At 71.0% G+C, this 12,918-nt stretch carries 9 protein-coding genes and 1 pseudogene; 3 read left to right on the top strand and 7 right to left on the bottom strand.

Features of this window, described 5'->3' with window-relative positions; translation table 11 throughout:
- Positions 1 to 269: 269 nt before the first annotated feature.
- Together OHA65_RS25150 and OHA65_RS25155 are read right to left on the bottom strand one after the other, a co-directional pair.
- Positions 270 to 848, bottom strand: a pseudogene (locus OHA65_RS25150) (HD family hydrolase).
- Positions 849 to 1,091: 243 nt separating this feature from the next.
- Positions 1,092 to 1,850 carry a GntR family transcriptional regulator gene (locus OHA65_RS25155; RefSeq protein WP_327285382.1) on the bottom strand — a complete coding sequence of 253 codons (759 nt, stop codon included), beginning with the start codon at positions 1,848 to 1,850 and terminating at the stop codon, positions 1,092 to 1,094.
- A gap of 164 nt (positions 1,851 to 2,014) precedes the next feature.
- Between OHA65_RS25155 and OHA65_RS25160 the strand changes: the two genes are divergently transcribed.
- Positions 2,015 to 2,254 carry a hypothetical protein gene (locus OHA65_RS25160; RefSeq protein WP_328763652.1) on the top strand — a complete coding sequence of 80 codons (240 nt, stop codon included), beginning with the start codon at positions 2,015 to 2,017 and terminating at the stop codon, positions 2,252 to 2,254.
- 1,185 nt (positions 2,255 to 3,439) lie between these two features.
- Here OHA65_RS25160 and OHA65_RS25165 read toward each other — a convergent pair.
- The 4 genes from OHA65_RS25165 to OHA65_RS25180 form a co-directional block, all read right to left on the bottom strand.
- Positions 3,440 to 7,324 (bottom strand): multifunctional oxoglutarate decarboxylase/oxoglutarate dehydrogenase thiamine pyrophosphate-binding subunit/dihydrolipoyllysine-residue succinyltransferase subunit, encoded by a 3,885-nt coding sequence (locus OHA65_RS25165; protein ID WP_327285384.1) that lies wholly within the window; start codon positions 7,322 to 7,324, stop codon positions 3,440 to 3,442.
- 259 nt (positions 7,325 to 7,583) lie between these two features.
- Complete coding sequence (locus tag OHA65_RS25170; RefSeq protein WP_327285385.1) at positions 7,584 to 8,663, bottom strand: ATP-binding protein; 1,080 nt, start codon at positions 8,661 to 8,663, stop codon at positions 7,584 to 7,586.
- Positions 8,660 to 9,400, bottom strand: coding sequence for a response regulator transcription factor (locus tag OHA65_RS25175; RefSeq protein ID WP_327285386.1), 741 nt, complete (start codon positions 9,398 to 9,400; stop codon positions 8,660 to 8,662). The genes OHA65_RS25170 and OHA65_RS25175 overlap by 4 nt, the downstream gene beginning before the upstream one ends.
- 214 nt (positions 9,401 to 9,614) lie before the next feature.
- Positions 9,615 to 10,022, bottom strand: coding sequence for a hypothetical protein (locus tag OHA65_RS25180; RefSeq protein WP_405762464.1), 408 nt, complete (start codon positions 10,020 to 10,022; stop codon positions 9,615 to 9,617).
- Between the two features lie 166 nt (positions 10,023 to 10,188).
- Between OHA65_RS25180 and OHA65_RS25185 the strand changes: the two genes are divergently transcribed.
- Positions 10,189 to 10,857, top strand: coding sequence for a TetR family transcriptional regulator (locus tag OHA65_RS25185; protein WP_328763656.1), 669 nt, complete (start codon positions 10,189 to 10,191; stop codon positions 10,855 to 10,857).
- Here OHA65_RS25185 and OHA65_RS25190 read toward each other — a convergent pair.
- Complete coding sequence (locus OHA65_RS25190) at positions 10,854 to 11,453, bottom strand: hypothetical protein (protein WP_327285387.1); 600 nt, start codon at positions 11,451 to 11,453, stop codon at positions 10,854 to 10,856. The genes OHA65_RS25185 and OHA65_RS25190 overlap by 4 nt on opposite strands.
- A 179-nt stretch (positions 11,454 to 11,632) precedes the next feature.
- Here OHA65_RS25190 and OHA65_RS25195 point away from each other — a divergent pair, with 179 nt between their 5' ends.
- On the top strand, positions 11,633 to 12,907 hold the full coding sequence (locus OHA65_RS25195; protein WP_405762465.1) for a hypothetical protein: 1,275 nt from the start codon (positions 11,633 to 11,635) through the stop codon (positions 12,905 to 12,907).
- Positions 12,908 to 12,918: the final 11 nt, after the last annotated feature.

A 12,918-nucleotide genomic window follows, 5' to 3' on the forward strand; every position in this document is an offset into this window, starting at 1 on the left:
AGGAGCGGGGAGGTCAGGGAGCATCTGCCGGTTCCTGGGGCGGCATCCGGCCGAGCACCACCGCCCGGCCGGGCAGCGTCGGGGCCCCGGGCCCCATACGCAGGCATCCTCCGGGTCGGTGACTGCTCTACCTGCACGAAACAGCGACCAGCAGCACATCAGGAGCCACCGGTCGCGTCAGATCGCTACGCGCTCCTCGTCGACGGCGTCTGACGCCCGTCCGGGGCTGAGAGCCCCAAGGGTGCGTGAGCGGATGGCCATCCATGGTGTCAGGCTTTCTCGCCGAGGGCGTTACGCAGCCAGTCCAACGGTCCTTGTGCGAGCAGTTCGTCGGCCAGTCGCCGCCCTGTCCCGGTCGTGAGCCGCGCCCGGCTGTTGTCGATCCACCGCTGCGCGTTCGCGTAGCCCTGGGCCTTGTACTCGATGCCCTGGAGCATGCACTCCAGCTTGTCCGCGTCGCGGGCGCAGACCGCCTCGGGTGAGTCTTTCGCCTCGTACTCGGCGACCAGCTCGCGAATCGCCGACGCGAGTACGTCGGGCATGCCCGCGGTCTGGTCGGCCGTCACGGCCTGCGGGTCGCCGGCCGGCGCGTACTTCTTCCCGAGGTGGTTGACGTCCCCGGTACGGGTCTCCTGGGTGTCGTGCCAGACGGCCAGGAACGCGGCACGCGCGGGGTCGGCGCCCTCCAGCTTCGCGATGACCGACGCGATGAGAGACGTCCGCCACGAGTGCTCGGCGACGCTCTCGGGGTCGTTGACGCCGGCCATCCATCAGCCGCTACGACGGGTGTGCTTGAGCGTGCCCGCTTCGTAGAGGAAGCGCGCCACCGCGGACAGGTCGTCAGCCACTGTCTCTCCTTCTCACGCCTCGGCGAGGCGGATCGCATGCCTCGGCGCCCGCGCGCCGAGACCGTGGCGCCATCCAACAGCGTGTGGACGCTGAGGTCGAAGAAGCCGCACTGCGGGGAGAGCGCAGCAATGACGTGGTGCAGCAGCCGGTGACTACGCCAGACCATTGCGCCCGCACGAGACAGCGATCGGCAGCCCGCCGGAGGCAGGGGCGCCCTGCCCGGTGGTTCGACCCACAGCGGATCAGGCGTCGAAGTCGTACTCAAGGACGTAGGAGGCGGAGTCCAAAGTCATCTCGTTGACCTCGATGGCTCGCCCGCCTTCGGCGAAAGCGGTACGGACGATCTGGATCACCGGCGTGCCCATAGCGAGCGAAAGCCGTTCGGCTTCGTCGGCTGAGGGCATGCGGCACCGGATCTCCTCGCGGAAGTGCACGGGCTCATGCCCCAGCTCGGCCAATCGCGCGTACGTACCGCCGGGTCCCGTGTCGACCTGAGTGACAGCAGAGTCCGCAACGATGTCCGACGGCAGGAACGACGTCGCGAGAAGCACGGGTTTGCCCTCAAGCACGAAGCGGCGGCTACGTACACACACCCGGGTCCCTGCGGGAAGGGCAAGGGCGTCGGAGATCCGGTTGTTCGCCTCTTCCTCACGTACTTCGATCTGATCGACGACCAGCTGCCGATCCTCGGTGTCGGCGGACCAGATAGAGCGCCCTGAGCCCCACTGCTCGTGCGCCAACCGCTGGATACCACGCCGCCGCAGGGGCTTGAACGCCCGGACGAACACGCCGGCACCCTTCCGTGCCTCCGCGATGCCTTCGTTCTGCAGGACTCCGAGTGCCTGGCGTGCGGTCATCCGGGCGACCTCGTACGTGGCCATGAGGTCGTTCTCCCCGGGCAGACGGTCACCCGGACCGTACTCGCCCGTCTGGATGGCGGTCCTCAGTGCATCAGCGATCCGCTGGTACTTCGGCCGGCGGGCGCTGCCCTGGCTGGTCATGAAACCGATCACTCCTTCTCCTCTCTAGACACCCTAGGGCCACCAGTAGGTCGCCGCACGCAGCGGCGCGGTCACCCCCCTTCGGCTGAGATCTCTAGAGATCTCTTGACGACTGAAGCGCATTTCGGCTGTAGTGGATACATCTCTAGAGAGGAGTGGTCTGGATGTCGCAACACTGCGATGCCTCCGATGCCGACTCGGGGCGCGTCGTTTCCGTCCCCCACCGTCTTCTGCGCCGCCAGGTCCGTGACATCGCGTCCGGCGTCGAGGGCGAACTGATGGCTGTGGTCCGGGAGGAGGTCTCCGATGACCCGGTCCGTGAGCGCTGGGTGGTACTGGCGTACGTCCGAGGTCCGTCAGGCCGGGAGATCTCCACGGCCGTGGCCAACATCGAGGCCGTGTAGTGGAGGCCGCCGACCTGTTCCCCCGGCTGCCGGTCCCCCCGGACTCCTGCGCCGAGTGTGCCGCTCACGTCTTGGCCCGCTTCCAGGCCCACGTGGACCGTGACCGCTCGCGCGTCAGCGACATGAACGTACTGATCATGCGACACCACCCCGAACTCCGGGCCCGCTCCTCTACAGTCGAGTGACTGCTTTCTGCGAGCGGGGAGTTGTGGTGAGCGAAGATCCTGACGAGTCTCGTCCACAGGGGTGGATTGACCCTCGGTTCCATGGGGTGGCGGCAACCTTCGCCGCGACCCGGGTTGAGCGCCGGCCAGGGAAACGACCCCGTCGAGTGTGCCCCCACGGGTCCGGGGTGACCGTCATGGTGGACTCCGAAACAGGCGCCTCCCGGAACGTCGCGTGCGCGACATGCTCCACGACTGAGACCTGATCGCCGCCAGGTCGCTCAGCCGCGTAGCGATCCGTGGCGGCCCATGCCCAGCCCCGGACGGCCGTCGGACGCCTTCGGTGAGGAGCGCGTAGCGATCAGATGCGATCGGTGGCTCCCGAGGGGCTGCCGGCCGCTGTTTCGTGCAGGTAGAGCAGCCCCCGACCCGGAACACACCTGCCGATGGGCACCGGGCGGAAGCCTGCCCGGTGCCCGGGCCCCCGCCGCTGCCCGGCCGGGGTGGTGGGCCTTGGCCGGACGCTGCCCGGGGAACCGGGCAGTCGCTCCCTGATCTCCCCGCTCAGTGCGCGCTGACCCGTGCCGTTCTTTTGGGGGCTTCCCGGCAGTCCTTGTCTTTCCGGGGTGGGACGGGCGGTCAAGGGTGGCCGGAGGCCATCGCGGAGCGACGCGACCGCAGGGAGCGCCCTTGACGGGCCGGCCCGTCAAGGGAAGGACGATGGGACTGACGGGAAACCCCCGAACCCTCCCCGATCCCGGGTGATCGGGTGCCGCCCCCCCGAAGCCACCGCCCCTCGCCGGCCGACTCGGCTCAGCGGAATTCCGCTGCTCGCGACCCCCGCCCGGCAATCCGGTGGGGCGGCTGGGCAACCACCGCCTGGCGGTGGTGGTGAGAGGGGGGCGGAGCCCCACCCGAACGGGTGCGGGGGAGGCGGGAGCGGAGCCCCCCCCCGCCACAGCCGGAAGGCCCGGCACCCCTCGGGGTGCCGGGCCTTCCGTCGTTCGAGCAAGCGCAGCGACTACGCCTCGAAGACCTCGTTCAGCAGGAGCTGCTGCTCCGCCTGGTGGCGCTTCGCGGAGCCCACCGCCGGGGAGGAGCCGTGCGGGCGCGAGATGCGCCGCAGGCGCTCGCCCGCCGGGACGTCCGCGCCGACCGCCAGGTCGAGGTGGTCGATCAGGTTCAGCGCGATGAACGGCCACGCACCCTGGTTCGCCGGCTCTTCCTGCGCCCAGATGTACTTCGCCGCGTTCGGGAACTTGGCGATCTCGGCCTGGATCTCGGCACCCGCCAGCGGGTACAGCCGCTCGATGCGGATGATCGCGGTGTCCGTGATGCCGCGCTTCTCCCGCTCGGCCTCCAGGTCGTAGTAGACCTTGCCCGCGCAGAAGACGACCTTGCGGACCGCGTTCGGGTCGACCGTGGTGTCGCCGATGACGGGACGGAAGGAACCGCTGGTGAACTCTTCCGCCTTCGACGCCGCAGCCTTCAGACGCAGCATCGACTTCGGGGTGAAGACGATGAGCGGCTTGTGGTGCGGGTTGTGGACCTGCCAGCGCAGCAGGTGGAAGTAGTTCGACGGCAGGGTCGGCATGGCGACCGTCATGTTGTCCTGCGCGCACATCTGGAGGAAGCGCTCCGGGCGGGCGGACGAGTGGTCCGGGCCCTGGCCCTCGTAGCCGTGCGGCAGCAGCAGCGTGACGCCGGACGTCTGGCCCCACTTCTGCTCGGCCGAGGAGATGAACTCGTCGACGACGGTCTGCGCGCCGTTGACGAAGTCACCGAACTGGGCCTCCCAGAGGACCAGCGCGTCCGGGCGGGCCAGCGAGTAGCCGTACTCGAAGCCCATGGCCGCGTACTCGGAGAGCAGCGAGTCGTAGACGTTGTAGCGGGCCTGCTCGTCCGACAGGTACTGCAGCGGGGTGTAGTCCTCGCCGGTCTCCCGGTCGATGAGGACCGCGTGGCGCTGGCCGAACGTACCGCGGCGGGAGTCCTGGCCGGACAGTCGGACCGGGGTGCCCTCCATCAGCAGCGAGCCGAAGGCGAGGGTCTCGCCCATGCCCCAGTCGATGGTGCCGTCGTCGATCATCGCGGCACGGCGCTGCAGCTGCGGCAGCAGACGCGGGTGCACGGTGACGTGGTCGGGGATGTTGACCTGGGACTCGGCGATCCGCTTGACGACGTCCTGCGAGATGGCCGTGGTCACCGCGACCGGGAACTCCTGCGCGGTCTGCGCCGGCGGCACCGGGGCGCCGGCAGGCTGCGCGGACGCCTCGCGGACCTCGGCGAAGACCTTCTCCAGCTGGCCCTGGAAGTCCTGGAGCGCCTGCTCGGCCTCTTCCAGCGTGATGTCGCCGCGACCGATGAGGGACTCGGTGTACAGCTTGCGCACCGAGCGCTTCTTGTCGATCAGGTCGTACATCAGCGGCTGCGTGAACGCCGGGTTGTCCGACTCGTTGTGACCGCGGCGGCGGTAGCAGATGAGGTCGATGACGACGTCCTTGTTGAACGCCTGGCGGAACTCGAAGGCGAGCCGCGCGATGCGGACCACGGCCTCCGGGTCGTCGCCGTTCACGTGGAAGATCGGCGCCTCGATCATGCGGGCCACGTCGGTCGCGTACATCGAGGAACGCGAGGACTCCGGGGCGGCGGTGAAGCCGACCTGGTTGTTGATCACGACGTGGACGGTGCCGCCGGTGCGGTAGCCGCGCAGCTGCGACATGTTCAGGGTCTCGGCGACGACACCCTGGCCGGCGAAGGCCGCGTCACCGTGCAGGGCGACGGGCAGGACGGTGAAGTCCGTGCCGCCCTTGTTGATGACGTCCTGCTTGGCGCGGACCACGCCCTCCAGGACCGGGTCGACGGCCTCCAGGTGGGAGGGGTTGGCGACGAGCGAGACCTTGATCTGCTCGCCGTCCAGGCCCGTGAAGGTGCCTTCGGCGCCCAGGTGGTACTTGACGTCGCCGGAGCCGTGCATGGACTTCGGGTCGAGGTTGCCCTCGAACTCGCGGAAGATCTGCGCGTACGACTTGCCGACGATGTTGGCGAGCACGTTCAGGCGGCCGCGGTGGGCCATGCCGATCGCGACCTCGTCGAGGCGGGCCTCGGCGGCCGAGTCGATGACGGCGTCGAGCAGCGGGATGACGGACTCGCCGCCCTCCAGGGAGAAGCGCTTCTGGCCGACGTACTTCGTCTGCAGGAAGGTCTCGAAGGCCTCCGCCGCGTTCAGGCGGCGCAGGATGCGCAGCTGCTCCTCGCGCTCCGGCTTGGAGTGCGGGCGCTCGATGCGGTCCTGGATCCAGCGGCGCTGCTTCGGGTCCTGGATGTGCATGAACTCGACGCCGGTGGTGCGGCAGTACGAGTCGCGCAGCACGCCGAGGATGTCGCGGAGCTTCATCATCGACTTGCCGGAGAAGCCGCCGACCGCGAACTCGCGCTCCAGGTCCCACAGGGTGAGGCCGTGCTCGGTGATGTCGAGGTCGGGGTGCTTGCGCTGCTTGTACTCCAGCGGGTCGGTGTCGGCCATGACGTGGCCGCGGACCCGGTAGGAGTGGATCAGCTCGAAGACGCGGGCGGCCTTCGTGACGTCGTCGTCGTGCGAGGCGTCGATGTCCCGGAGCCAGCGGACCGGCTCGTACGGGATGCGCAGGGCCTCGAAGACGTCGTCGTAGAAGCCGTTCTCGCCGAGCAGCATGTTCGCGACGATGCGCAGGAACTCGCCGGAGGCCGCGCCCTGGATGACCCGGTGGTCGTAGGTCGAGGTCAGGGTCATGACCTTGGAGATGCCCAGCTTGTTCAGGGTGTCCTGGGAGGTGCCCTGGAACTCGGCCGGGTAGTCCATGGAGCCGACGCCCATGATGACGGACTGTCCGGGCATCAGGCGGGGCACGGAGTGGACGGTGCCCAGGCCGCCGGGGTTGGTCAGCGAGACGGTGACGCCGGTGAAGTCGTCCATCGTCAGCTTGCCGACGCGGGCGCGGCGGACGATGTCCTCGTACGCCTGCCAGAACTCGAAGAAGTTGAGGGTCTCGGCCTTCTTGATGCCGGCGACGACGAGCTGGCGGTCGCCGTTGGGCTTCACCAGGTCGATCGCGAGGCCGAAGTTCACGTGCTCCGGCTTGACCAGGGTCGGCTTGCCGTCCTTCTCCTGGAAGGAGTAGTTCATCGACGGCATGGCCTTGATGGCCTGCACCATCGCGTAGCCGATCAGGTGCGTGAAGGAGATCTTCCCGCCCCGGGCGCGCTTCAGGTGGTTGTTGATGACGATGCGGTTGTCGAACAGCAGCTTCACCGGGACGGCGCGGACGGAGGTGGCCGTCGGCACGTCGAGGGAGGCGTTCATGTTCTTCGCGACGGCGGCCGCCGGGCCGCGGAGCGTCACCATCTCGGGGCCCGCGGGGGCCTCGGTGGCGGGCGCGGCCTTCTGGGCGGCGACGGGGGCTGCGGCCGGAGCCGGGGCCTGAGGGGCGGCGGCGGCCGGTGCGGCGGCCTGGGCCTGGGAGGTGACAGTCACAGCAGGGGCACCAGAGGGGGTGGCAGGAGCAGGGGCAGGAGCTGGCACAGGCGTCGGCGCGGCGGCAGGAGAGGGCGCGGCGCTCGCCGCCCCCGTGGCGGCGGCGTCAGAGACCTGCGGGGTCGCGGCGGCGGTGGCGGCCTGTGCGGAGGCGCCGTCCGTCGTCGGGGACTTCCGGGACTCGTCCGGCTTCACCGGAGACGCAGTGCCCCCCGGCTTGTAGTCGGCGAAGAAGTCCCACCAGGCCCGATCGACCGAATTCGGGTCCTGGAGGTACTGCTGATAGATCTCGTCGACGAGCCACTCGTTGGCACCGAAGCCTGAGGCAGGGGTCTTCCCGCCCTCTGCTGCTTCGGTCGTGGTGCTCGGGTTACTGGGGGACTGTGGCGACACGGCGGCAACCGCCCTCTTCCGCTTCACAAGGTATGGACAGCGGGAATAAAGGCTACGCCTCCCTGGCCGCTGGATGCAGACCGGGCGGGACTTACGTCACGTAGGTCACACCGAACGGCGGGTTTCGCCGCTGTGAATGGCGGGAAACCAGCCTGGTTCGGGTAGGGGGCATCGTGGTTGCGGCCCCCGTGGCTTCGCACCCCTGACGGACCCCGGGCACGTGTGGCCGAGATCATGTCCTACGCACTCGAACCCTACGTCAATGTGACGCCGGGGAGCTGCCCGGAAGCGTGACGAGGATGCGGCAGCCGCGTGACGATTCGGCCACTCCTATATGCCCTCCGTGCAGGCCGACGGCCCAGCGGGCGATGGCCAGCCCCAGTCCGGTGCCGCCGTCGCCGCCGTTCGCGCTGCCCCGGTTGAACCGCTCGAAGACCCGGTGCCGCTCCTCCTCCGGGATGCCGGGGCCCTCGTCCCGCACCTCCAGCGCGAGACTCCCGGGGGCCTCGCCGGTCCGGGCCCGGACGGTGACCCGGCCGTGCGGGGGGCTGTGCTTGACCGCGTTGTCGATCAGGTTCGCCACCACCTGGTGCAGTCGCTCGGCGTCCGCGTACGCCGTCAGTTCGGGCGGGAACACGTCCAGGTGCAGGTGGACGTCGTTGCGGGTGTGCCCGCCGGAACCGGAGAGCAGGCCCGGCCGGCCGGCGGCCGCGAGGCCCGACTCCTTCAGGACCCCCGACAGGTACGGCCACACCTCGAAGCGGCGGGCCCTCAGCGGCACCACCCCGTTGTCGACCCGGGACAGGTCCAGCAGGGTCTCCACGAGCCGGCCCAGGCGCTCGGTCTGCTTCAGCATCGTCCGCATGGTCTCCGGATCGGCCCGTGAAACCCCGTCCACCACGTTCTCCAGCACCGCCCGCAGGGCCGCGATCGGCGTGCGCAGCTCGTGCGAGACGTTGGCGACCAGCTCCTTGCGGTGCCGGTCCACGGCCTCCAGGTCGTCCGCCATCAGGTTGATCGTGGAGGCCAGGTCGCCCAGCTCGTCGCGGCGCCCGGCTCCGCGCACCCGGCGGGTGTAGTCGCCGTGGGAGATCGCCCGGGCCACCCGGGTCATGTCGTCCAGCGGCGCCGTCAGGCTGTGTGCCACGAACTGGGTGATCAGCATCGAGGCGATCACCGAGAAGACCGTGATGAACCGCAGCTCGGTGTCGGTGCGCAGGGCCACCATCAGCAGGCCCGTCGTGATGAAGACCGAGACCACGACGAGCGTGCCCAGCTTGGTCTTGATCGAGAACGGGGAGAACGGCCTCAGCCCGCCGGGCGGGCGCCCGCCGCTCATGACTGGGCCGGGGTCTCCAGGGCGTACCCGACGCCGTGGACCGTACGGATCCGCTCCGCCCCGATCTTCCGGCGCAGGGCCTTGATGTGGCTGTCGACCGTACGGGTGCCGGACGCGTCGGCCCAGTCCCACACCTCGGCGAGCAGTTGTTCCCGTGAGAGCACCGCCCGCGGTGTCCCTGCCAGGCACACCAGCAGGTCGAACTCGGTGGGCGTCAGGTGGACGTCCTCGGCCTGGACCCGGACCCGGCGCTGCGCGTGGTCGATCTCCAGGTCGCCCAGGCGCAGGGTGGCCCCGCGCGGGGTGGTGGCGGCCAGGGTGGCCCGTTCCACGCGCCGCAGCAGTACGTGCACCCGCGCCGCGAGCTCGCGCATCGAGAACGGCTTGGTCATGTAGTCGTCCGCGCCGACCCCGAGCCCGACCAGCATGTCGGTCTCGTCGTCGCGCGCGGTGAGCATCAGCACCGGGACCGGCCGCTGCGCCTGGACCCGGCGGCAGACTTCCAGGCCGTCGAAGCCGGGCAGCATCACGTCGAGCACCAGCAGCTCGGGCTGCCAGCTCTCGGCCGCCGCCACGGCGGCCGGGCCGTCGAAGGCGGCCTGCACCTGGAAGCCCTCGGCGCGCAGTCGGGCCGCGATCGCATCGGCGATCGTGCGGTCGTCCTCGACCACGAGCACGCGCCGCTGGGCGCCGGGGGTGGCCGCGGCGCCGCCGTGGGTGGTGTGTGTCTGTTCCATTTCCCGCCCCTGAAGATCCGCGTAGTAGGGGTGCAGCGTAGAGGAGGCACCGGCCTGCGGCTATGCGGGGTTCGGACAGGGAAACCAGCGGAAGCAGTGATTCCGATTATGGCGGGAATGGGGATATGGGCGGTGATGCCGGGTGGCCGTACCCCCACGGCACGGCCACCCGGTGCGCGGTGATCATCAGCCACCGCGCGCTTTTGTCGACCCCCTACAGGACCAGGCCGTGCCCGTGCGCGAACACCGGGTCGACCGTGTCGTTCGGCACGTCCGGCCGCGAGGCCTCCACCGCCGCCATCGACCGCGGCAGCTCGAAGGGCGGCCGCCCCTCAGGCGCGGCCCGGCCGAAGGCCGCGTCCAGCAGCGCCGCGTCCTCGGCGCCGTAGTCCGCGACCAGCGCCGCCGCCCGCTCGGCGATCTCCGGGATGACCGCGGCCCGCTCCAGATTGATGCAGACCGGCGTCGGTACGGCGGCCAGCAGCGCCAGGATCCGGGACAGCTCCGGCTCCGCGAAGACCAGCGAGCCCGAGTGGAAGAACGACTCGAAGACGTTCTCCCGCGGCTCGTACGGGGTGCGCAGCCGCAGCGCCGCCAGGTCCGCCGCACCCGGATCGGACACCACCTCGCCGTTCCCGGCCGCGACGCCGGCGTACGGCTCCTGGGTGCGCTCCGGCGGAGGATGCCCACCGTGAACGCGAAAACCGTGTACCCACTAGGTTTTGGAAAAGTGACCCGGACCACTCCGCCCCGGAGGCGCGAGAAGGCACCGGCCTAGGGTGGGCCGCATGGCACAGGACAAGGAGCGGGCCGTCCCCGAGGCCGCCGGGCGCGGGACCTACGCGGTGGGCGACGCCCGCCGCCGCAAGATCCTCGACACCGCGGTGGAGCACTTCGCGCAGTGGGGCTTCCACGCCTCCTCGCTCGCCCGTATCGCCGCCGAGTGCGGCATCACCCAGGGCGGGTTGCTGCACCACTTCCGCAGCAAGGAGGACCTCCTGCTGTCGGTGCTGGCGCAGAGCGAGCAGCACGACGTGGAGCGCCTGTTCAGCGAGGCCGCCGAGTCCGTCGCCGCGTACTACGCCACCGTCGTCTCCCTGGCCGCGGACAACGCCCGCCGGCCCGGCCTCGTACGGATGTACAACACGCTGGTCGGCGAGTCCGGCAACCCCGGCCACCCCGCGAACGCGTACTTCGAGCAGCGCTACGCCCGGGTGCTCGCCCACGACGTCGCGCTGCTGGAGACGGGTGTCGCCCGGGGAGAGCTGCGGCCCGACACCGACTGCGAGGCCCTCGCCCGCGAGACCCTCGCCGTCATGGACGGGCTCCAGATCCAGTGGGCCCTGGCCCCCGGGGCCGTGGACATGCCGACCCGGCTGCACGGGTACCTGGACCGCCAGCTGCGCGCGATCTCGACAGCGGGAACCGGACTCCCGGCGGCCCCGGCTTCGACCTAGCCGGCCTCGAACGGGGGCAGCTCGTCCAGCACGTCCTGCAAGTGCGGCGTCAGCGACTCCTGGTCGGCCGCCACCTCGTGGCCGCCGTGCACGAAGGCGTAGAAGAACCCGTCGAAGACCGTCCCACCGCCCTTGAGGACCCTCGGCAGGTGTGCGAAGTCCGCCTGCCCCAGCGCGGCACGCAGCTTCGCCACCCGGTCCGGCGCCAGCTTCCCGGTGCCGGCCGGGCGCGCCTGCGCGTCGAGCCGGGTCCACGAACCGTCGCCCTTGACCAGCAGGCTGCTCGTCCTCCCGGCGATGCCACCACTACGAGTGACCGTGACCAGGCGTTCCAGCGCCGAGGACGGCCCCGGGGAGACCGGGACGGACGGGGCGGTCGGGGCACCCGCGGTGTCCGTCGGCTTGCCGGACGGAGCGGCCGTCCCACCCGACGAGGGGCCGGGAGACGGCTGCGCCGGGGCCGACGCGGCCGTGCCACTTCCGCCGGACGGTGGACGTCCGCCCGGCCCGTCCGAGTCGCCGCCGCCGTCGGAACCGCATCCCGCCAGGACCACCGCACCCAGCAGCACGGCCGCCGCCGTTCGTAACGCGCGCACACCCCACCCCCGGATGACTACGGGCCGACCCCCGAGTATGGAGTCGGCACCGCCCCCACGGATAGCACCAGGAGGACGACATCCGCCGCATCGCCGCCTGGCGCTGGCTGCCGCCGCTGCTCGCCGTCCTCCTCGGCCTCTGGGGCCTGCAACGCGCAGGCGCGGGCGGCCGCGGCAGCATGTGGCGCGACGAGTCCGTCACCTGGCAGGTCGCGCACCGCCCGCCCGACGGCATCTGGGACCTGCTCGGGCAGGTCGACGCCGTGCACGGGCTGTACTACCTGCTGATGCACGCCGTGTTCCTGGCGTGGGACGGCGGCGGACCGGCGACCGGGGGCCTGTGGGCGCTGCGCCTGCCGTCCGTCGCCGCCACCGCCCTCGCGGCCGCCGGGGTGGCCGCGATCGCCCACCGGCTCGTGGGGGAGCGGGCCGCGCTGCTCTGCGGAGCCGCCTACGCCGTGCTGCCGCCCGTGCAGACGTACGCCCAGGAGGGCCGCTCGTACGCCCTCGTCGCAGCGGCCGTGGTGTGGGCGACGTACCTGATGCTGCGCGAGCGGTGGATCACCTACACCGTGGTCCTGCTGCTGGGCTGCTGGCTGCACGAGTTCGCCGCACTGGCCCTGTTCGCGCACGCGGTCACCGCCCGGCGCTCGCACGGCTGGCGGTGCAGCGCCGCCGTCGTGGTGGTGCTGCTGTTGCCGCTGGCCGTGGTGAGCGCCCGGCAGGCGGAGCGGCAGCTGGGCTGGCTCGGGCGGCCGAGCTGGCAGGACTGGGCGGCGTACGGGGTGCTCGCGGTGGCCACGCTGCTGCTCGCGCGGGGCGCCGAGCGCGACCTCGTACGGGTGGCTCTGCCGCTGGCCCTCCTGCCGCCCGGCCTGCTGATGGCGGTCTCCCTCGTCCACCCCTGGTACGTCGACCGGTACGTGCTCTACGCGCTGGCCGGGCTCGCCCTGCTGGCCGGGGCCCGCCTCGCGGCGGCGCGGCTGCGGTGGCCGTGGCTGCTCGTGGCCGCGCTGCTGGTGCCGTTCGGATGGTGGTCGCTGTGGCTGCGCACCCCCGAAAGCCGCAAGGACGACGTGCTCGCGGTGGCCGCCGCGGTCCGGGAACGGGCCCGGCCCGGGGACGCCGTGCTGTTCATGCCGTCGCGGCGGCGCGAGTGGCTGCTGTCCTCGCCACAGCTGTACGGGAGCCTGCGCGACCTGGCCCTGGCCCGCACCCCGGTGGCTTCGCACAGCCTCCAGGGAACGGAAGCGCCGACGGAACAGATCTGGACCCGCCTGGTGGACGCCCCCCGGGTGGTGGCCCTGCTCGACCCGGCGGACCAGCCGCTGGACCCCTACCCCCGGGAAGCGGTCAAACGGCAGGCGCTGGCCTCGCACTTCGACCTCTGCTCGGTGGACGAGGTCCGCGGAGCCCGCATCGCGCTCTACGCACAGCCGGGGCGCTGCCCGTAAAGCACCGCTCT

The organism is Streptomyces sp. NBC_00045 (genome assembly GCF_045041095.1).
GTDB lineage: Bacteria > Actinomycetota > Actinomycetes > Streptomycetales > Streptomycetaceae > Streptomyces.